The 21,615-nt window shown below is 46.2% G+C and carries 23 protein-coding genes and 1 pseudogene; all 24 read left to right on the top strand.

The window, feature by feature from the left end:
• Nucleotides 1-66: 66 nt before the first annotated feature.
• Nucleotides 67-258: pseudogene (locus ABGU93_RS06720) on the top strand (transposase); the annotation flags it as partial.
• Entirely contained in the window at nucleotides 251-1,630 is a 1,380-nt protein-coding gene (terL, locus tag ABGU93_RS06715) for a phage terminase large subunit (protein ID WP_347412706.1), read from the top strand. The pseudogene ABGU93_RS06720 and the gene terL, both read left to right, overlap by 8 nt.
• Nucleotides 1,631-1,656: 26 nt before the next feature.
• On the top strand, nucleotides 1,657-3,141 hold the full coding sequence (locus tag ABGU93_RS06710) for a phage portal protein (protein WP_347412705.1): 1,485 nt from the start codon (nucleotides 1,657-1,659) through the stop codon (nucleotides 3,139-3,141).
• A 65-nt stretch (nucleotides 3,142-3,206) separates the two neighbouring features.
• Nucleotides 3,207-5,069, top strand: coding sequence for a minor capsid protein (locus ABGU93_RS06705; protein WP_347412704.1), 1,863 nt, complete (start codon nucleotides 3,207-3,209; stop codon nucleotides 5,067-5,069).
• Between the two features lie 14 nt (nucleotides 5,070-5,083).
• Nucleotides 5,084-5,248 (top strand): hypothetical protein, encoded by a 165-nt coding sequence (locus tag ABGU93_RS06700; protein ID WP_347412703.1) that lies wholly within the window; start codon nucleotides 5,084-5,086, stop codon nucleotides 5,246-5,248.
• 444 nt (nucleotides 5,249-5,692) lie between these two features.
• Nucleotides 5,693-5,902: a hypothetical protein gene (locus ABGU93_RS06695; protein ID WP_347412702.1), complete on the top strand. Its 210-nt coding sequence runs from the start codon at nucleotides 5,693-5,695 to the stop codon at nucleotides 5,900-5,902.
• 165 nt (nucleotides 5,903-6,067) lie between these two features.
• On the top strand, nucleotides 6,068-6,673 hold the full coding sequence (locus ABGU93_RS06690) for a phage scaffolding protein (protein ID WP_347412701.1): 606 nt from the start codon (nucleotides 6,068-6,070) through the stop codon (nucleotides 6,671-6,673).
• 23 nt (nucleotides 6,674-6,696) lie between these two features.
• A complete protein-coding gene (locus tag ABGU93_RS06685) occupies nucleotides 6,697-8,088 on the top strand; it encodes a phage coat protein (RefSeq protein WP_347412700.1) in 1,392 nt (463 codons plus the stop codon).
• Nucleotides 8,089-8,120: 32 nt separating this feature from the next.
• Nucleotides 8,121-8,456 (top strand): phage head-tail connector protein, encoded by a 336-nt coding sequence (locus ABGU93_RS06680; protein ID WP_347412699.1) that lies wholly within the window; start codon nucleotides 8,121-8,123, stop codon nucleotides 8,454-8,456.
• The gene (locus tag ABGU93_RS06675) at nucleotides 8,447-8,803 is read left to right on the top strand and encodes a hypothetical protein (protein WP_347412698.1); all 357 of its coding nucleotides are present in this window, start codon (nucleotides 8,447-8,449) and stop codon (nucleotides 8,801-8,803) included. The genes ABGU93_RS06680 and ABGU93_RS06675 overlap by 10 nt, the downstream gene beginning before the upstream one ends.
• Entirely contained in the window at nucleotides 8,800-9,243 is a 444-nt protein-coding gene (locus ABGU93_RS06670; protein WP_347412697.1) for an HK97 gp10 family phage protein, read from the top strand. Before ABGU93_RS06675 ends, ABGU93_RS06670 begins: the two co-directional genes overlap by 4 nt.
• Nucleotides 9,240-9,656 carry a DUF6838 family protein gene (locus ABGU93_RS06665; RefSeq protein ID WP_347412696.1) on the top strand — a complete coding sequence of 139 codons (417 nt, stop codon included), beginning with the start codon at nucleotides 9,240-9,242 and terminating at the stop codon, nucleotides 9,654-9,656. The genes ABGU93_RS06670 and ABGU93_RS06665 overlap by 4 nt, the downstream gene beginning before the upstream one ends.
• Entirely contained in the window at nucleotides 9,657-9,845 is a 189-nt protein-coding gene (locus ABGU93_RS06660) for a hypothetical protein (protein ID WP_347412695.1), read from the top strand.
• Complete coding sequence (locus tag ABGU93_RS06655; protein ID WP_347412694.1) at nucleotides 9,845-11,161, top strand: phage tail sheath N-terminal beta-sandwich domain-containing protein; 1,317 nt, start codon at nucleotides 9,845-9,847, stop codon at nucleotides 11,159-11,161. The genes ABGU93_RS06660 and ABGU93_RS06655 overlap by 1 nt, the downstream gene beginning before the upstream one ends.
• 14 nt (nucleotides 11,162-11,175) lie before the next feature.
• Nucleotides 11,176-11,676 (top strand): phage tail tube protein, encoded by a 501-nt coding sequence (locus ABGU93_RS06650; protein ID WP_347412693.1) that lies wholly within the window; start codon nucleotides 11,176-11,178, stop codon nucleotides 11,674-11,676.
• A 46-nt stretch (nucleotides 11,677-11,722) separates the two neighbouring features.
• On the top strand, nucleotides 11,723-12,148 hold the full coding sequence (locus tag ABGU93_RS06645; protein ID WP_347412692.1) for a phage portal protein: 426 nt from the start codon (nucleotides 11,723-11,725) through the stop codon (nucleotides 12,146-12,148).
• A 184-nt stretch (nucleotides 12,149-12,332) separates the two neighbouring features.
• Nucleotides 12,333-15,188, top strand: coding sequence for a tape measure protein (locus tag ABGU93_RS06640; protein ID WP_347412691.1), 2,856 nt, complete (start codon nucleotides 12,333-12,335; stop codon nucleotides 15,186-15,188).
• Nucleotides 15,189-15,197: 9 nt separating this feature from the next.
• Nucleotides 15,198-15,893, top strand: a complete 696-nt coding sequence (locus ABGU93_RS06635) for a LysM domain-containing protein (RefSeq protein ID WP_347412690.1) — start codon at nucleotides 15,198-15,200, stop codon at nucleotides 15,891-15,893.
• Between the two features lies 1 nt (nucleotide 15,894).
• Entirely contained in the window at nucleotides 15,895-16,899 is a 1,005-nt protein-coding gene (locus tag ABGU93_RS06630) for a hydrolase (protein ID WP_347412689.1), read from the top strand.
• Nucleotides 16,892-17,227, top strand: coding sequence for a DUF2577 domain-containing protein (locus tag ABGU93_RS06625; protein ID WP_347412688.1), 336 nt, complete (start codon nucleotides 16,892-16,894; stop codon nucleotides 17,225-17,227). The genes ABGU93_RS06630 and ABGU93_RS06625 overlap by 8 nt, the downstream gene beginning before the upstream one ends.
• Nucleotides 17,228-17,231: 4 nt before the next feature.
• Complete coding sequence (locus tag ABGU93_RS06620; protein WP_347412687.1) at nucleotides 17,232-17,627, top strand: DUF2634 domain-containing protein; 396 nt, start codon at nucleotides 17,232-17,234, stop codon at nucleotides 17,625-17,627.
• A complete protein-coding gene (locus ABGU93_RS06615) occupies nucleotides 17,627-18,721 on the top strand; it encodes a baseplate J/gp47 family protein (protein ID WP_347412686.1) in 1,095 nt (364 codons plus the stop codon). Before ABGU93_RS06620 ends, ABGU93_RS06615 begins: the two co-directional genes overlap by 1 nt.
• On the top strand, nucleotides 18,714-19,415 hold the full coding sequence (locus ABGU93_RS06610) for a putative phage tail protein (protein WP_347412685.1): 702 nt from the start codon (nucleotides 18,714-18,716) through the stop codon (nucleotides 19,413-19,415). Before ABGU93_RS06615 ends, ABGU93_RS06610 begins: the two co-directional genes overlap by 8 nt.
• Nucleotides 19,416-19,438: 23 nt before the next feature.
• Nucleotides 19,439-21,505 (top strand): hypothetical protein, encoded by a 2,067-nt coding sequence (locus ABGU93_RS06605; protein WP_347412684.1) that lies wholly within the window; start codon nucleotides 19,439-19,441, stop codon nucleotides 21,503-21,505.
• Nucleotides 21,506-21,615: the final 110 nt, after the last annotated feature.

Genomic DNA, 21,615 nt, shown 5'->3' with positions numbered 1-21,615 from the left:
GTTGCTTATGTTGATTTTGCGCTTGATTTCAGCCAAATCGATAAGCCGAATACAGGTGATTTGGTCGTCACTAAAGTAGTTACTAAAATGGTTGCGCCGGACACAACAGCCCAAATATTCTGGCTTAAGAACCGAAAGCCGAACGACTACCGGGATAAGCGAGATGTTGAGCATTCCGGCGGTGTCGCCCTTAATAACCCCTTTGAGGAACTGACAAAAGAGCAACTGTTGAAATTGGCGGGGGAAGATGATGGATAAAGAACAAATCGCTTTACAGGCAAAGTTAGAGCTTGCAAGGCGTGAGTTCTATTTTTATTGTCGGACAAAGGCCCCGGGATTCTATAAAAAAGACCGGGTTTATTTAAAGGACCTCTGCAATGAGTTGCAGGATTTTATTGAGTCCGACGAAGAAGTTATTGTTATCGCAGAGCCGCCGCGCCACGGCAAAAGCCGAACCGGCGGGAACCTGGTCGAGTGGCTGCTGGGAAAAGATAAGACCCGAAAGATCATGACCGGGTCCTATAATGAGACCCTGTCTACCATGTTCTCGAAAAATGTTAGAAACACGATTCAGGAAGAAAAGGCAGATCTGTCAAAGCCTGTTTTTTCGGATATCTTCCCCGGCGTCACGATAAAACGAGGGGACGGGGCCATGAATCTGTGGAGCCTTGAAGGTGGCTATAATAATTACCTGGCCACCAGTCCGACAGGAACCGCCACAGGGTTCGGCTGTAACATCATGATCATTGACGATTTAATCAAGTCGGCCCTTGAAGCAAACAACGCCGATGTTTTAGAAAAGCACTGGTCATGGTTCACAGATACCATGCTATCCCGGCTTGAAGAAGGTGGAAAGATCATCGTCATCATGACCCGCTGGCACAGCAACGATTTGGCCGGTAAGATATTGGACTGGTGTGTCAAAGAAGGCAAAAAACACCGATATGTCAGAATGCAGGCGCTGAATAAAGAGACTGGCGAAATGCTTTGTCCTGAGATATTAAGCTATAAATCATACATGACCAAGGTATCGGCCATGGGTCCCGACATCGCTTCAGCAAATTACCAGCAAGAACCGATTGACCTTAAAGGCCGGTTATACAGCCAGTTCAAAACTTATTCCGGCGAGTTGCCAGACTTCAAAGCGATTAAGAACTACACTGATACCGCTGACACTGGGGATGACTATTTATGCTCTATCAATTATGGCGTGACGTTTGCCAACGAGGCTTATATTCTGGATGTTCTTTTTACTAAGGACCCTATGGAAATAACCGAGTCGAAAACGGCAAGAATGCTGGAAAAAGATAATGTTAATGTTGCGAACATTGAGTCAAATAACGGCGGCCGCGGCTTTGCCCGAAATGTTGAGCGACTACTTAAAAGCAACAAAACAAAAATCCAATGGTTCCACCAATCTAAAAACAAGCAGGCTCGTATATTAACAAATGCAACCTGGGTAATGGATCACGCTTATTACCCCGAGGACTGGCATAACCGCTGGCCCGACTTTTACGATTCAATGATCAAATATCAGCGAGAAGGCAAAAACAAACATGACGATGCTCAGGACGCAATGACAGGCGTTGCTGAGAAGATCGACCGAAAATCTTTAGTCGGTTTCGACTAAACACAATTTTGAAAGGAGGCGGTAACTTGATTATATCAGAAACATCGAGAATCAATGCAATCATTACCCAGGGAGCCCAGAACGTTATCAGTGATCTAAGGTTCCTTGAGTTGGAAATATCCCGATGGAAAAAGGGACCTGAACGAAAGCTGCAAATAACCGGTGAAAAATACTATGGCAATGAGCATGATATTTTATTCCGGAAGCGAACAATGATCGGAAAAGATGGCGAACCCGTTGAGTTGCAAGGTCTTCCCAATAACAAGATCATTGACAACCAATACGCAAAGATGGTGGACCAGAAAAAGAACTACCTGATCGGCAAACCCTTCACAATCACCAGCGATGACAAGACCTATGTGGAAGCCCTGAAAGGTTTTTTCGATAAAGCTTTCACGCGCACCCTTAAAAACGTCACTGAGGACGCATTTAATCAGGGTAAAGGATGGGTGCACCCTTTTTACGGGGAAGACGGAAAACTCAAATTTAAGCGGTTTGAGGCTTACGAGATCCTGCCATTTTGGAACGACAAGGACCACACTGATCTGGAATACGCGGTGAGACTCTACGAGGTCGATGTCTACAAAGACAATGAGACGATGGAGCTGGTTGAAAAGGTCGAGGTCTATACCAAGCAAGGTATTGACCGTTACACTCTGGATGATGGCAGCCTGATCCCTGACCCAGAGAACCCGCACAGCGATTATCTGGTAATCGAAAATGGCGAGGACGCCGAGCGTTACAACTGGGGCAAGATTCCTCTAATCGCATTTAAGGCGAACAATAAAGAAATGCCACTGATCAAGCGGGTCAAGAGTCTTCAAGATGGTATTAACATCATGCTATCCGACTTTGAGAACCGAATGCAGGAGGATGCCTGGAACACCATTATCGTCCTGGAAAACTACGACGGTGCTGATCTCAGTGAGTTTAGGCAGAAATTAGCACAGTTTGGAGCGGTTAAAGTCAGATCTGAAGAAGGAAGTCACGGCGGCGTATCGACCTTAAACATTGCATTTACAGCGGATAACTTCAAGGCGATCCTTGAGCTGTTTAAAAAAGCCCTGATTGAGAATGCCCGGGGCTATGATGCCAAAGATGACCGCATGAGCAGCAACCCGAACCAGATGAACATCCAGTCGATGTATTCTGACATTGATCTGGATGCTGACGACATGGAAACCGAATACCAGGCGGCTATTGAAGAACTGGCCTTTTTTATCGATACACACATTTACAACACAACTGGTAAAGATTTTGCAGATGTTGATTTTGAAATTACTTTTAACCGGAATGTTTTAATTAACACCGCTGAGCTGATCGACAATTGCCAGAAATCGAGCGGCCTTGTCAGTAAAGAAACGATCCTGGCTAAACACCCATTTGTGGATGACGTTGTCGAAGAACTTGATCGATTAAAAGCAGAAACAGCACAGATGGTTGATTCTTATGGGCCCTTCCCCCTGGAACAGCAAAGCGACCCGGTGAATGATGGTGAAATTGATAATTAAAAGGCTAAAAAAATTATTAGGTGTAGTGTCGCCATCAATATATTTTATCGGAAGGAGCGACGACGATGAAACAGGCTGATTACTGGAAGAACCGGTTCACCCAGCTGGAAGACGCCCAAAACAAAAAGGCCCTGGATTATTACTCCACTCTGGAAGATGAATTCAGCAGGGCGGCACGGAATGTAGATAAAGAACTGGCCTCCTGGTATACCCGATTTGCCAAAAACGAAGGTATTACTTTTGCTGAAGCTAAGCAAGTGTTATCCAAAGGCGAACTGAGCGCTTTTAAAATGTCCGTTGATGACTATATCAAGAAGGGTAAAACACTTCCCTACTCTGACCAATGGAAAAAGGAGCTGGAACGGGCCTCTGCTAAGTTCCATGTAACCAGACTGGAAGCCATGCAATTACAGATGCAGCAGCAAATAGAAGTCATGTACGGATATGAGCTGGACACCTTTGATAAATTCATTGCCAATCAATACAAAGCCGGGTATTACAAAACGATGTTTGAGTTTCAGAAAGGGTTCGGTGTTGGCTTTGATGTCATGAAGCTGGATGATAACAAGATTGGTAAATTGATTGCTAAACCGTGGGCCCCGGACGGTCAAAACTTTTCATCAAGGATCTGGCGGGATAGGAATAAACTCATGACAGAGATGCCCTCTATTCTCACTCAGGCGACGATCAGGGGCGATGGCTATGCAAAGACGACAAAACTATTGGCCGACCGGTTCAACGTCTCAAAATCGCAGGCAAAGAACCTGGTTATTACTGAGTCAGCTTTTTTCAGCTCAGCATCGCAGACAGACTGCTTTAATGATCTGGGCGTCAAGCAGTATGAGATCATAGCGACCCTTGACGGACTAACCTCTCCAATCTGTAGGTCGATGGACGGCAAAGTATTTGATATGAAAGACCGTAAGCCGGGAGTGACCTGTTCGCCTTTTCACGGTCGTTGCAGAACCACATCGGCACCCTATTTCAATGATGAATTTGAACTAAACACCAAACGGGCTGCCAGAGATCCAGAGACAGGCAAAACCTACCACGTGCCGGCGGATATGAAATACCCTGCTTGGGAGAAAAGTTTTATTGATGGTGGCAGCAAAGATGGTTTAGAAGTCTTGAAAGGTGGTATAATCAATGTAAGCAATCCATTCCAACCAGCAACATCTGTTAAAGATGCCGAAGAATACGCAAGGAATGAACTTGGGGTTAAAAACGTTTCTTACAAAGGCGTTGATGTGGAAACAGCAAATGCCTGGAATCAAGGGCTGGCTGAGTCATTTGAAAAGTTCCCTGAGCTTAAGAATAACTTTGGTTTTGTTGGCGAGGCGCGCGAAAGAAATAAGGCGCTTAAGCCGATTTATAGGCAACATATACTTGATCAACTTGTTAAAAATAATCCCAATCACACCTTGGCGCAACTAGAGCCACATGCGGATAAGCAAATTAAGCTGTTTATGCAAAAGATGGGGGTTAAGAAAAAGACTTTCGCAGAGAGTTGGTCACCGCAAATCGCACCGCTGTCTGATTTTAGGGGTGTTGTTGTGAATGGGGATTGGGGAAAAGATTCGGCTGTATTTGTGGAAGCCTTAAAAAGAAACACCAGCGTAAAATTCCATCCGGTGGGCTGTGATACGATTCGATCAATGCTTGATCATGAGATCGGGCATCAGCTCGACGATCTACTGGGAATCAGCGGCTTGCCTGATGTTCAGAAGCTTTACAACAGTAGAAGCACTACAGAAATAACTGAAGCCCTATCAACATACTCGTGGAAAAATACAAACCCGAATAAATATAGCGAAATGGTCGCTGAAGCATGGGCAGAATATTGCAACAACCCAGATCCCAGGGAGATCGCAAAAACAATCGGAGAAATTATCGAAGATGCTTATAAAAGTAAATTCGGAAATCAGTAAAGGAGGTTTTGATCATGACAGATAATGAATTCAGAGAAAAAATGAAAGAACTCGGTTGGGATGGCGAGTACATTGATGAAATAATTACAGACCGTAACGAGGCGAAGGCCGAAGGTATAAACATTCCTTACGAGTTGCACTTATTCGAAGCACCTGTTGCCAAATACAAACCAGAATAAAAACCACCAACTGTAAAAAGTTAGGTGGTTTTTTAATGCCCGGAATTTGAAAGGAGTCAACTATGAGCGAAAAAAGAATCGTCGTTCTAAAGGACGAAACGCCAGAGGAAGAATTTGCAAGAAAACATCCGTTTTTGCGGACATTTTTGGTACTCTTAATTAATTTGACAACTCAAACGATCATAATCCTTATTTTATTCAGGCTGGTGATTTGGTGGGGTTGGATATGACCAACGACTGCATCCACTCAACGTGCCAGCATAATCGGGATGGCGCCTGCCTTGATCCGGCGTTAAAAGATCCCTATAAGCAAACCGGCTGTCTTTTATATGTCGGGGTAAATTTTACAGATTACCCAAAAGATGAAAGCTGTAAGTTTTGTATGGATCGGTGGGATTGCAAGTATAAAGAAAATGGTATTTGCCAGAGGGAAGGTAAAGCGAAATGGTAGTTGGAAAAGATGTTTCAATCAGTGTTGTCTTGCCCAATGAAAATTTATCCCTTATTGGAAAAGCAGAAACTATTAAAGTAACAACAGAGGATGATTTGTTGTCACTAGGAGGGCACTGGGAAAAGTTTCGCGAAGCAAGAAGCGGTGGCAATTACTATCCTTCGCATTGGGCGAATTGGGGCGAAAGGCTCGCGATACATTGACCGGTGTTTTTTTATTGTCCAAAATCTTTAGCAAAGGAAGTGGTCGATAATCTTCCCCAGAGCCGGGGTTATGGCTCCACTGCCCTTTTATATGTTGCAGGGCATAAAGAACAACTGAATCCAGCTGGCAGCGACCAGCATAAAAAGCTATGGAGGATATAAAAGATGGAATGGTTAAAGAAATTATTAGAAGCAGCAAAGATCAATGAAGGTGTTCTTGATATAGATGGATTAATGGCCCAGATTAGCGCAGAGTTCCCGAAACAGGCAGTGCCAAAGGAAACCTTTAATGCTGTCAGCAACGATCTGAAACAGGCTAAAAAAGACATCGCAACCAGAGACACCCAGCTGCAAGAGTTGAAAGATTCTGCTGGTGATATTGAAACCCTGAAGACAACCATCGAAACGATGGCGCAGGAAAACACCAAGGCAGAAGCAAAGTATCAGGAAGAAATCAAACAAATAAAACTGAATAATGCAATTGAAAAAGCGTTATCCGGGGCGAAAGCAAAGAACCTCAGAGCGGTCAAAGCCCTGCTGGATATGGAAAAGGTCGAGCTTGACGGGGATAACCTCAAAGGACTTGACGACCAGATTACAGCACTGACCACCGGCGAGGATTCCAAGTTTTTGTTTGATGCTGCAGAAGACCCGAAGCCCAACTTTAGGGGGATTAACCCCGCCGAAGGTGGAGACGGAACACCAAAGAACTTAGACAACCCAGCGAACCCCTCTTATGAGGAATTATGCGCAATTCTACCCAAAGAATAAAAAATTAAAAGGAGATTTAACACATGAGTAAATTTGATTCTAAATCATTCAACCCCCAAGCATTTGGGAAGTATGTTGAAAAAGTCCCTAATCTGAAACGAAACGAGCTGCTGAAATCCAGAGCATTGACACCCAATGCAGAGATCAGAGCTCTGTTTAATTCCCAAACAACCACCGCTTACGGGATTATTCCCATGTTTGGCAACCTTGGTGGCGAGGCCCTGAACTATGACGGCCAGACCGACATTACGTCAACCAGCACCGCTACTTTTGAGCGTGGCGTTGTTGTCTTTGGTCGAGCAAAAGCCTGGACCGAAAAAGACTTTTCAGAAGACATTACCGGCGGCGTGAAATTTATGAGCAATGTAGGTAATCAGGTAGCCGGTTACTGGGAAGAAGTGGATCAGGAAGTTCTGCTTTCCATGATCAAAGGTATTTATGCCACGACTGATCCCGGGAGTGCTGTTTTCTCAACCAACCACACCTACGAAATCGCAACAGCTGTTGGCGCTTCAACGCTTAACTCAGCGATCCAGAAAGCTTGCGGCCAGAACAAAGATAAGTTCCAGATCGTCCTGATGCACTCTGTTGTAGCGACTAATCTGGAAAACCTGGGATTGTTAGAGTACATGAAGTACACCGACGCCAATGGAATCCAGCGATCACTGAACATTGCGACCTGGAATGGCCGGACCGTACTGGTTGATGATTCCATGCCAGTTCGTGAAGTTCCCGCCGTGGATGCTGTATCTGCTGTTACTGGCGTTCCCGGAGTGTACACACTGGCGGTTACTACTAAAGCAATCGCGGGCGACGCCCTAACACTTGGTGAAAAATCCTATGTATGCGGAACAACCGATGGATGGGATGCAGGGGCGAACGTTACAGCTGACGCAACTGCACTAAAAGCCTTACTGGCCGCGGACTTCCCGCAATACACCTTTGGGGGGACTGGCGGATCTATTACTATTACCCAAAAGGTCGCATTGGCTGAAGATGTACCAACTCTGATCGTTAATAAAAACGATACTGACGGAACCCTGGTTGCGACCATTACAGAAACAACCGAGGGCGTAACCGCCGTGGCTGCTGTTGCCGCTGCTGCTGCCTACACCGAATACACCACCTACACCATGGGTTTAGGAGCGTTCGATTATGAAGATATCGGCGCAAAAGTAGCCTATGAAATGGACCGGGATCCTAAAGTTAATGGTGGCGAGGATACGCTATACAGTCGCCAACGAAAATGCCTGGCTCCTTACGGATTCTCGTATAAAAAAGCAGTACAGGCCACCTTATCCCCAACCAATACCGAATTTGAAAACGGTGCTAACTGGGAACTGGTTAACGATGGTGCTGGAACCTATTTCGACCACAAAGCGATCCCGATTGCAAGAATTCTTTCAAGAGGCTAATAACAGCCTCTTCTTACTTGAGAGGTTAAGTTATGGATATTGAAAAACTAAAACTGCTTTTGGGAATAACCGACAATGGTAAGAATTTCGCCTTGCAATTTTGTTTAGACAATACTACCGAGGCGATTCTTAACTACTGCAACCTGGAAGAGCTGCCGGCAGGACTTGAAAACACGGCTTACCGAATGGCTATGGACCTGTACCGAGGTGAAAACTTTGGTTCTGTAGCATCTGACGGCGGCTTAATAGCTAGTCAATCAGATGGGGACACGTCAGTTAGTTTCCGGGTGAATGAGACCTTCACAAAGTCTTTACTGAAAAACTACTATTCCCAGCTTAATCGCTACAGGGATTTGTCATGGATATGAGACAGGCGGTTGAAAGCCGCTACACTGGCAAATGCACCGTAACAGAAATGCAGGGTGTCAAAGATCCTGTAACAAACATCTTAAAGCAGGTCCCGGTGGTTGTCCTGACCGACCAGCCTTGTAAGATGACACACAAGTCCTCAGATACCACGGCGGTTGTGAATGGCGTGGCGGTGCAGTCGCAATCAATCAAACTGCTGATCTCCCCGGATCTTGACATCAAGCCAGGGTCTAAAATAACAATTACTCAGAATGGCAGGACAGCGGACTTTAAAGGGTCCGGTCTTCCCGCTGTCTACCCATCGCATCAGGAGATATCGTTAGTAATTTTCGATAAGTACGGATGATGGGAAAAAACGTTAATTACAAGCAGTTTGAGCAGTTCAAAAAGAAGCTGGAAAAGACTTTGGATAATAAGTCCAGGCAGAAATTCATGGAGGATTGCACGATCGAGCTTTTAACGAGGCTACTGTCCAGGGTGATCAAGCGGACCCCTGTCGGTGAAGAAGATGGCGGGAACCTGAGAAGAAGCTGGACTATTGGATCGACCGGAACGGGCGAGAGCTTAAAGATCAATGTGGAGCACATTGGCGGGGTTTATCAATGCACGCTGACCAATACCGCGGATTATGCAAGTTATGTCAACTACGGACACCGAACCAGAGGTGGTGGCGGTTGGGTTGACGGCCAGTTCTTCCTGACAATCAGCGAAAATGAAGTCAATGATCTGGCCCCGGCGCTATTGGAAAAAAGACTGGCAGAGTACCTGAAGGAGGCTTTTAAATGATCGATCAAATTATAACAGGCATGGCCACGATGATTGCCGGCCTTTATCCTGATTCAACGGTCTACACGGAACCAATTGAACAGGGTTTAGTCGAACCGGCGTTTTATATCCACTGTATCGACGTAGATCAACGGGATCGGATCGCTGGGAGGTTTGTTCACTCCATGCCCTTTGAGGTGGTCTATTTTCCCGAAAACGGCTTATCTGATATCAATGCTAACCTCCCAATATTACTGGCTAATTTGCGCACTGTATCGCTTCCTGATGGTACTAAGATCAGGGGGATTGAGATCAGCGGAAAGCCGATTGACGGTGAGGGTCATATTTTCGTGACTTATGACGCATCGCTTTACATTCAGGGCCCAGCAGTGGCGAAAATGCAAACAATTGAAATCACAGAAAGGATTAAATAAATGGCTACTAAAAAAACAGTCGAGGAAATCCCGGCTGAAAACAGATTCACAAAACAACAATTAATAAAGTCTAAGAAATACGCCCCTAAAGCTGATGTTTTGGGGGCTGTTTTATTGGATTCGGAAACTTACACATTCAGCGAGGTTGATAAACTGGCTGATACATTCTTGAAAGGTAAGGTGAACTAATGGCATTAGGAGGAGGTCTATTTACGGCCTACAATAAAAAGCTTCCCGGTTCTTATATCAATTTCATCAGCGCGAAACGGGCCGCGGCTACGTTATCGGACAGAGGCGTTGCAGCGATGCCGCTTCTTTTGGATTGGGGGATCAGCGGCGAGGTTTTTGAGGTGACTCAGGAGCAGTTCTATTCTGTAGATTGCGCAAAGATCTTTGGCTACCCATTTTCACATGAGAAAATGAAAAATCTCAGAGAATTGTTTAAAAAAGCGGTCAAAGTTTACTGCTATCGTCTCGATGGCGGCGGCGTCAAAGCGTCAAACACTTTTGCGACGGCGAAATACACTGGGACCCGGGGAAATGATATTAAGATCGTCGTTGCTGTCAATGTTGACGATGTGACTAAATTCGATGTCAAGACCCTGGTCGATGATGCTGTTTTTGAAACCCAAACCGTGGCAACTGCAGCGGGATTAGTTAGCAATGCTTATGTTGATTTTAAAACCGGGGCGACTTTAGCCGCCAATGCTGGGCTTGCTTTGTCCGGTGGCACCAACATCACCGACATCACTGGTGAGCTATTCCTGACCTTCCTGTCAAAACTGGAACAATATTCGTTCAACACGCTGGGTTGCCCGTCAACCGACGTACTGGTACATGCGTTGTTTGACAGCTATACCGCGCGAATGCGGGATACTATCGGGGTAAAATTCCAGACTGTACGCCCCAAATCAACAACCGCTGTCGACCACGAGGGTGTGATCCAGATCGGTAATACCGTTACCGATGCTGGTGCAACCGGTTATGAGCTGGTATTTTACACCACCGGCGATCAGGCATCGTGTGCTATTACTGGCACGACTCTGAACTCAAAATATATCGGTGAGTACATCATTGATACGGACTACACACAAAACGAATTGGAGACTTTCATCGATGACGGGGTTTATGTCTATCACCGAAACGGCTCTGACATCTGTGTACTGGATGATATTAACAGCTTCACGTCGTTTGCCCCAGGCAAAGAAAAAGACTTTGCTCAAAATCAGGTTATCCGGGTATTGGATCAGATCGCGATCGATGTGGGTTCGCTTATTTTCAATAAGCGGTACCTGGGCAAAATCAACGGCGACAAAGACGGGCAAGTCAGTCTGTGGAGTGACATCGTCAAACAGCATGAGATGATGGGCAAAGCAATTAAGAACTTTAACCCAACAGACGTGGTTGTCAGCGGGAACGATGGCGGCGATGAAGTTTATGTCACCGATGCGGTCACACCAAACAAAGCAATGCGTCAGTTATACATGACCGTTGTGGTTAATTAAGGAGGGTTGAAAAAATGAAGAAACCTATGAATTTACAACTGTTCGCGGAGGTATTAATGCGGGCCCAGGATTCGATTTCTGGTGCCACCGCTAAATGCTTTGTGACAATCGGGGCGGATCGATACAATTTCATGAATGCGATCAGCTTGGACGCATCATTTGAAAAGTCGAAAGAAGAAGTGCCCATTCTGGGCCGGATCTCCAAAGGGAATAAAGCGGTGGGTGGTAAAGGTTCCGGGTCCATGGAGGTGCATTACAACACTTCTATCATGCGAAAACTGATGATCCACTACATGAATACCGGCGAAGATTTCTATTTTGATGCACAGGTAACAAATGAAGATCCAACATCCGCTGCTGGCCGTCAGACGGTCATCTTACAGGATTGCAACCTTGACTCGTCCATTATCACGCAATTTGATGCGGACGCGACCTATTTAACTGAAACATTGGATTTCACATTCGAGAAAGTAACAATGCCCGAAGAGTTTACGATTCTTGCGGGGATGCTGTAAGAGACGCTTAATGCGTCTCTTTTTAATTTGAAAGGAAGTAAGCAACATGGCAGACAATTTAAAAGCATTTATGGTGAAAAACAGAGCGATTAAGGAGCCCACCAAATACCCCGCATCAGTCGATTTTAAAGGTGAAAACGGCGAACCAATGGAATGGGTGTTAAGACCGGTAACCCCCGAAAAAAACGATCAGTTACTGAGTGAGGCGGTATTCCCCGACGTTGACGCGAAAGGAAACCTCATCACGAAATTTAAAGAGGGCGAGTATCGAAAAAACTTAATGGTTGAGTCGGTTATTTTCCCGAACCTAAATGACGCAGAGTTGCAGAATTTTTACAACGTCTTGGAGCCCGGGGCACTGTTGAACGCGATGCTGAACATCAAAGAATATAAAAAGTTGTTCGACAAGATTCAGGAAGTAAACGGATTCAACGCCGTTACGAAGGAAAAGGTTGACGAAGCAAAAAACTAATCGAGGGCGGCGACCCGGATGCAAATTACGCCATATTCATATTAAGAGAATACCACATCAGACCCGCTGATTTTATGGCAATGGATGTGTGGGAAAAAGCTTTAATCATGGCGGCGGTTGATCTGGAAGTCAAAGCCCGGAAGAAAGCCGAGAAAGAACGCAAAAAGAAAGGAGGTAAAAAACGATGAGTTCGATATCAAGTAGTATCCGGTTATCCGATCAAATGAGCCCGGCCATTAATTCCATGCTAAAAGGCATGAATGCCATGGTTTCGGGGTTTGAGCATATGAATACAGCCAGCGCCGGAGCATTTGACATGAAAAGCATGGCGATGGCCAGATCAGAAATGGCTAAAGCCGGAGCCGCTATGAAGCAATTTGAGAAATCTGTAGAAGAAGCTGAAAAAAGCCAAAAAGAGTTCAACAGCACGGCGAAAGCCTCCACCAGCTCCATGGGCGGTCTGATCGGTAAAGTCGGGGCTCTGGCTGCCGGCTATATGTCACTTCAGGCTATTCAAGGCGTTATGGATATGTCTGATACCTATTCCCAGACCACGGCCCGATTAGGGCTGATGAACGATGGTTTACAGACCACGGCCGAATTGCAGACAGAAATATTTAACGCTGCCAATGATTCTCACGCCAGTTACCAATCAATGTCTGACATGGTTTCAAAACTGGGCCTGATGGCTGGCGATGCGTTTTCAAACAATGATGAGATTGTAGATTTTGCTGAACAGGTAAGCAAACAATTTGTCATATCCGGGGCCAGTGCTGGTGAAACCAGTAATGCGATGCTCCAATTAACGCAGGCTATGGCATCCGGGGTCTTAAGGGGTGATGAGCTTAACAGTATTTTTGAAAACTCCCCGACTCTAATTCAGACCATTGCGGATTATTTAGGCGTGCCGATCGGTGAGATCCGAAATATGGCGTCCGAAGGCGAGATCACCGCGGATATTATTAAAAACTCGATGTTCAAGGCAGCTAATGCGACTGACGCAAAATTTGAAGCCATGGGGATGACGTTTGGCCAAGCCTGGACGATCTTTCAAAATAAGTCAAATAGAGCGTTTCAGGGTGTGTTTACCCAGATGGGCCAGTTAGCGAACAGTGATGCGCTTGACGGATTTCTTGATGGGCTGGCTGGGGGTGTCGGGATGGCCGCAAGCGCTTTAACCTCAATCGGCAGTGGCATCGGTGCTGTTTTCAGCATCCCTGAAGTTCAGAGTTTGGCAACGGATATCGGCACGGGTTTCAGTGCTGCGTCATCGATGTTTAAAACCAACATTGATCAGATTACCGAAAAAATAAAAGAAAAATCACCAGAAATGATTCAATCAGTAGATCATGCAAAAAGTTCATGGACATTATTTTATGATCGTATCACCGCAGATAACGAAGCCCTGAAGGGCGTCGACTGGCAGGACGGCCTTGTTTCAGCGATGGATTTTGAGATCGACAAAATAAGCTCGATGATTTCAATGTTTACTAATTTAGGCACCATCATGACAAACGTTCAGAATATGCAAACCGCATTTTTTAAGGGGCCTGAAGCATTTAAAGATGCAGCTATTCAGTTTGATCAAGACTTAATCAGGATGAGTGAAAACATAGCCAAAGCATCTGGTGAAGCGCCGGACCCGTCAACTATGCTGGCGAGCGCAATGGAGGCAAACAGGGGGTCCGTCGACGCCGCTGCCGCGAATATGGTGTCTGCTGTGTCCACGCCATTGACTGAATTGACAACAAATGCAACAGCGGCCGGAAACACAATAGGCCTTGGTGTAGGAAGTAGCGTCAGTACAGGAATGACGACCGGCTTCCAAGTAGGATTCGCGGCTTTGCCGTACTCTAGCGAGCAAGCGGGTCAGCAAGCAACAGCCGGGTTTATAGCGGGCGCACTAGGAAACCCCACCGGTATTGCCGACGCCGGAAAAACATCAGCGCAAATATTGATCGATGCTACAAATTCGACCTTAGATGTTAATTCACCCTCAAAAGTATTCCAACAAACCGGTAATTACGTCGGTGACGGCCTTATCCAAGGCTTAAAAGATCGAGAACGCCAAATTGCAACCGGCGGGGATTCAGCTGCTACAGCGTTAAAAGATAGTTTCAAAAAGGCGATGGGGATTAACTCCCCGTCCACGGTATTTAGAGAGTTTGGCTATTACGCAATTGACGGTCTAATCGAAGGCTTAAGTGATACGGAAATGATGACTTTCTGTGAAAGTATTGTTGCCGATATGAAAGCCGCTTTTGAGTCAGGAAACTTTAACCTTCAAGCAGGGGTAGAATACCTTGGCGGCGGTGCTGCTGAGTTCTTTAAATCGATCGGCATTGGCGGTGCTTCATTGGGCCAGCTGATTACTCCTTTAGCTGGCGATGTAACTAGTGGTTTTGGTTACCGTCCTCCTGAAGAAACAAATGGTATTGGGTCAACATACCATGAAGGTATCGACATCGGGGCCGCCGCAGGCACACCAATTGGAGCTGCTGGTGCTGGTACGGTAATCTTTGCTGGATGGAATGGCGGCTACGGTAACATGGTAGAAATTGACCACGGCAACGGGTTAACTTCACTTTATGCGCATATGGAAAGTATTGCGGCATCACTGGGCCAAACAGTGTCAGCTGGCCAAACAATTGGCTACGTCGGTTCAACTGGTAATTCAACTGGGCCTCATCTTCACTTTGGGTTGTACCAGGATGGTCAAGCAATTGATCCGGGGGCCTTATGGGGCTACTCATCTGGGACGATGTCAGCCAGAGCAGGACTGCACCTGGTTGGTGAAAACGGGCCAGAGATCATCGGTTTTGGCGGCGGTGAAACCGTCCTTAATTCCAAAAAAACAAAGAACTTTACCGCATTCGGCAACAGCACCGCCGGTGGATCACAGAAAAACGTTACTTACCTGACCGTTCAACTTACCGGTGACAATATTTTCAGTAACGATATGGACGTCAATGATGTGGCCGACAAAATAGGTGACATCATCGTTGGAAAAATGAACACACGCCCCAGCGTGGCGTCATAGGAGGGCAAAGTGTCATATTTAGTATACCTTAATAAAATACCCCTTCCAGTTACGCCTGGCGACATTAGTATTCACGCACCGGGGAAAAACGAAACGTTTGATTTGCTTAACGGCTCTGAGGTTAATATTCTCAGAGTGCCGGGATTAGAAGAAATAACCTTTGATTTTTTACTCCCTCAGGTGCGGTACCCGTTTGCTGTATATAACGGCAATAAATTCAAATCAGCAGAATATTATATTAAAAAGTTAACCGAACTGAGGGCCACGAAAACGCCTTTTCAATTTATTTTATCCCGGTTTGTCAGGAGGCCGTCGGGCGACACTACAAGTAAGTTTAACACATCATTCAGCACAAACATTAAAGTCGCAATTGAGGATCTGCAACAAAAGGAAAGCGCTGATAACGGCTTTGACATTATGATGAGCATTGTCTTAAAAGCGCATCCTGATTACGGTACTAAAACCTTCAAGATCCAAAACGACGTGGCGACTCCTGAAGAACCAGACAGGCCGTTAGAGCCAACACTTGTGCGACTCCCGGATCAACGGCGAACTTACACCGTGAAGTCTGGGGACTCCTTATGGGCCATTTGTGCCAGGGAGTTGGGTAATGGCGGGAAATGCTGGGATGTGGCAAAGAAAAACAATATCGCCGATCCAGGCAGTATATTCCCTGGCCAGAAACTCGACTTGACGGGGGTTTGACATGGCTACTGAATTAAAAATACAAGGCGGCGACCGGGTGTATTTGCCGGTTGTTCAAGGCGATATCACACTCACCCGGGAGAAAAATAGCGTGTCTGTTTTGGAATTTAAGCTACTATCGGACAAGAAAAATCTCGAAATTGTTGAGGGGAACCTGGTCACTTTCACATCTGATGAAATTGAGCCCAAAGGGGAAACACATAACATTTTCAAGGGGTTTGTGTTTCGGCTCAGGCCGGATAAAAACGGTTTTATTAACGTAACGGCTTATGATCAGATCCGATATCTAAAAAACACCGATACCTATGTTTATGAAAATAAGACATTAACAGAACTGCTTAGAATGATCTGTGGTGATTGCCAGATTAAAGCAGGTGCGGACATCATGGATACTGGCTATGTGATCCCTTCCCGGATCGAAGAACAAAAAGCGTATCTTGACATGGTTGTGTCAGCAATCGATTTGACCGGTCAGAATACCGGAAAGACTTATATTCTTTGGGATAATTTCGGAGAGGTGGCCCTTCACGATACTGAATTTCATAAAATACCGCTTGTTATCGGCAACGACACGGCGGGGGATTTTGACTTTGAAACAAACATTGATGACGATACCTATAACCAGATTAAGCTGTTTCGGGAAAAGGACGACGGCACCCGGGAAGTATTTGTTAAATCTAACCCTGACCGTATTATCCAATGGGGGCTGCTGCAGTACAGTGATACCCTCACCGATGACGAGAACGGCGATAACAAGGCAGAGATTCTGCTAAAGCAAAAAGCATGGAAAAAAATAACGCTGAGAATGATCGATTGTTTCGGCGATGCCAGAGTCAGAGGCGGATCGAGTGTAGTAATCAATCTGGACACTTATGCCAATATGGGGTTTGCTTATAACGGTATAACCTACCATGGCTGGATGATAGTTACGAAAGTAACTCATCGATTTAAAACTGGGTTCCATATAATGGATCTCGATCTGGAAGGAGGTTTTGAACATGGCTGATATCGTTGAGGCCCTGAAACAATTATCGGCTGAGACGGGGGCGGGGTTGAACCCTGTAATCATCGCAACCGGCGTTGTGGAATCCGTCAGCCCGGTTAAGATCAGAATCGATCAAAAAATATTATTAACCGGGAAGATGTTGAGGTTAACTACAGCTGTAAAGGATCATGATGTGGATATTACAATTAACGGTGTTTCTGATTCCCGTGGCGACAGCATCTCAGGGAGAACAACCGTAACGGTCCATAACGGCCTGAAAATTGGGGAATCCGTTTTTATGATCCGGGACCAGGGCGGCCAAAAATATACCGTGATAGATAGGATGTGATGGAATGTTACCTGAATATAATGAGGCGGTGACAATAAACACAGAGGTAGCACCCTCCAAAACTTTTGCTATTGACAGTGAAAACGGGCGGGTTGTGGGGATGATTGATGGATTGGAAGCGGTCAAACAGGCTGCTGCTATAATCCTTGACATTGACCGTTTTGAATACCCTACATTGTCCTGGAACTTTGGCCATGAGATGCGCCAACTATTCGGAGAACCGATGGATTTTGCTGCTATCGAGGCCGAACGATTTATTAAAGAGGCATTAACCCAGGACGACCGCATAATCGATGTGGTTGATTTTGAGTTTACAGAGGATGGTGGCAACCTGATGGCGTCTTATCGGATTGTCTCGATTTTTGGGGGTTTTACAAACGAAACGGAGGTGGAAATATAATGTATGAAGACCAAACTTATGACGAATTGATGCGGCGTAAAATCGCCATTATCAACGAATTAGACCCTAGTGTGGATACGCGCGAAGGGTCTTTAATCTTTTTCGCGCTGGCCGGCAACTCTGCTGAACAGACGCAGTATTATCAGCAATTGGACGTGATCATGAATGAGACTTTTGCTGATACGGCATCCCGGGACAATTTAATAAAACGGGCTGCTGAATCTGGCGTTGAACCTGATCCGGCCACCTATGCGGTTCTGAAAGGGGAATTTACCCCCTCAAATTTAGAGATCGCTCTGGATACCCGATTTAGTTTGGGCGGTCTGAACTATTTTGTAAAAGAAAAAGTTTCAGACGGAATTTATCAAATGCAATGTGAAACAGCCGGGGTGATCGGCAATCAAAATTTAGGGGATATGGTCCCGGTGCTATATGTGCAGGGGCTTGAGACTTGCAAACTGACTCAAGTATTGATTCCTGGTGAAGATGCGCAAGCCACAGAGGATTTAAGAAATGAATTCTTTGATTCCTTTTCCGACGTGCCATTTGGAGGCAACCGGGCGGATTACCGACAAAACGCCAATGAGCTTGCAGGGGTCGGAGGAGCAAAGGTATACCGGGCCCCAGATGGCGGTGGATCAGTTAAGCTGGTTATTATCGGCTCTACCTACCGAATGCCTACGCCTGAGCTGATCGCATCGGTGCAGGAGGCCATCGACCCGGTAGCGACACAGGGTAATGGTGACGGCATCGCCCCGGTAGGGCATGTTGTGACGGTATCCGGGGTTACAGAAACGACTGTGAATATAGTGACAACGATCACCTACCAGGATGATTATGCCTGGGCAGATATTCAAGCCGCTGCGCTGGCTTCGATCGATAGTTATTTTCTCGATTTAGCAAAGACCTGGCAAGATATGCAGACACCGACAACCAATACCGGGCTGGTTGTGCGGATATCACAGATTGAAACCCGGTTGCTGGGGATCGTTGGTGTTTTGGATATTGCCAACACTACGATTAACATGGTGGCCAGCAATCTGACATTGGACGTTGACGCTATACCAGTCAGGGGGGTAATTATCAGTGGATAGAGAAATTAATCTGCTTGATTACCTGCCACCAAATTTACAGGAACTGGCGGAGTTTAAAGCCCTGTGCGCGGCTGAAACAGCAGAATGCAACCTCATGGCATCAGCCTATCAAAACCTATTTAGTGATCAGTTTATTGAGACCGCGACAGAAAACGGGCTGAGCCGCCTGGAAAAGATCATGGGAATAGTCCCAAAAGGGACCGATACTCTGGATGCCAGGCGGTTTCGGTTACTGGCTCGGAAAAATGAAAAGCTACCGTACACATTTAGGACCCTGACCCAGAAAATGGCACTGTTGTGCGGGGGGTATAATTTTGAATTGGTACCCCATTTTGATGTCTTCAGGATGGGGGTCATTACCTATCTTGAATTACCGGGACAGGTAAACGAACTAGCAAGATTGCTTGAACGGTTTGTACCTTGCAATCTCGTAATAGATTACTCTAACGAGATTCATTGTACGACATACGGTAACAGCGTTGTCGCAGCAGGAATGGCAAGTTGTGAAATAGTTGATTTATCCGATTCCTGCAAAGCCGAATTTAATATAACTGGCGACTCAATAATCGCTGGTGGTTACTCAGACAGGGTTGAGATTATCATGTCTGATAATTTTGTGGAAAACATAACAGTTAACGGAAACAGTATTGCCGGGTCAGGGGTTGCTATAACCTCAGACATCGGGATAATTTAAAAATTGAAAGGTGGAAATAACACATGGCTGAATTTAAACAGTTAATTATTACAACCAAAGGACAGGCCTTAATGGCTAAAATGATTGCAGGAACAGGGAACGTGCAATTCACAAAGATTTGTGTCTCAGACACCGTTTATACAGATGCCCAGCTTCCCGCGTTAACCGCACTCACTGGGATCAAGCAGACTGCAACGATCAGCAAAGTGCTGCGAACAAACGACGTGGCTATTCAGGTCGAGGGGGCCGTAACCAACACTGCGCTGGTTGCCGGGTATTACATGAAAGCGATCGGCTTATATGCGATGGATCCCCAGGAGGGAGAAATCCTCTATGCTGTTACCATTGCCAACGTAGCAGGGTACATGCCGCCGTATAACGGGATCAATGTATCCGGGGCGTTTTTCAAACTGATTACCACCGTATCGAATGCGACCAGCGTCAGCCTGGCGGTGGACTCAGGCGCGGTGGCCACGATTGGGAATATTGCCGATCTTCAAGGCCAGATTACAAACCTGCAGTCTTATATCGGGTATACCGACGCCGATATTGTCGGGGTCGAGGTTGATTTTGTTAATAAAACCTTTACCCGGCAAGCAGGCGCCGTCAATAAAACCCCTGGGGCTCTGTTCGACGCGATCAAGGCCTTTGGCGGGCGTCGCCGGTGCAGTTTGACGGACGACGGGAAGGTTTTGGCATATTATGGCGAACCAGGCTATTCAGAATCCGGCGTTACTTTGCAGGAAATCATCAAGGCCGGGGTTACTTACACAGTCGGAACCGCTGTGCAAACCATGGTGGAACAGCCGAAGTTTTATTACAAAGTTGTGCCAATGGCATTGGAAAGGGTCGCTTTTAAGGAAGTTGACACGCTGGCCATTACAGCCGGGGCCACAGCGGACGGGTCACTGACGATCACCCTGGACGGTGTGCCCTTCACGGTTGCGGTTCTTGCCGCGGATAACACGGCCTCCTTAGTCGCTGCGAAGATTAGAGCGGCAACCTTCGCAGGATGGACAGTCACCGGGTCCGGTACATCCGCAATATTTACTTGCAACGTGACCGGGAAAAAGATCACCGCTACGTTTGCTGCTGCAGCCACAGGCGTAACCGCCACCGTAACAAAAACACAGCCCGGCTACATCGGTAAAGGCTTCCATCTGCGCAAGGCAAGATATTATGTATCTGACACTAAAAAAGCCGGGTTTAAGCTACATCCCGCGTTTATCGTAAATGGTGTGGAAAAGGATGTTATCTATCTACCCGCGTTTGACGGATCAATATTTGACGTATCAACCGAAACATACATTTTAGATGATGCGCAGATCGCAGATTTCACGGCAACAACCGGGGATAAACTCTGTTCTATCGCCAATGCCAAACCCGCCAGCGGATTAACTCAAGATCTGACCCGGGCAAAAACAAGAATACTGGCCCGGAATCGTGGAACCGGTTGGCAACAGGCATATGCGGCCACGGTGGCTTGTTCACAGATGCTGATGATGATCGAATACGCGGCCTTTAATATGCAGACGGCTATCGGTATGGGGAACGTGTCGAAAACGGATGACGGCCTGACAAATATGTCTGAACGCACCGGCGCAACATCCGTGCTGGGTAATGCCTCAGGGGCGGTTACAAATATCAACGGCTTCCAGATCGTTTCATATCGTGGCGAGGAAAATTTCTGGGGGAATATCTGGAAATTTGTCGATGGGCTAAATATCTATGCCTACGGCGAACATAGCCTGTATGTCGCCGACAATGGCTTTACGGACGGGATCAATACCGCGCCTTACAAAGATGCGGGAATAACTATTGCAAAAACGACGGGGTATATTTCAGCGTTCGCTTACAATGAAGAGTTCGACTGGTTGTTCTTTGCATCAGAGGTAGCAGGAAGCTCAGCCGTACCGGTTGGGGATATGCTCTACCAAGATTCACAGGCATCCAGTTGGTTGATTGCTCTGCTTGGTGGCGATTGGACTTATTCGTCGTCTGCCGGCCCCTTTTATTGGGCTGTTGGTACTTCGGCTGCTAGTCGGACTCGGACTATCGGCGGCCGCTCGGTGTATGTACCCACGGCGTAATATTATAAAGTAAAAAGACAGTTATACGGGCAATCAAATGCTGATTAGCATTAATAATAAAACAATAAAGGTAGTTAATTACTCTGCTTGGTAGCAATTGGAATAATTCG

The sequence above is a fragment of the Acetobacterium sp. genome, from assembly GCF_039830195.1.
In the GTDB taxonomy this organism is placed as follows: domain Bacteria; phylum Bacillota; class Clostridia; order Eubacteriales; family Eubacteriaceae; genus Acetobacterium.
The sequence above is the reverse complement of the archived record's forward strand: the minus strand, read 5'-3'. Positions and strand labels throughout refer to the sequence as shown.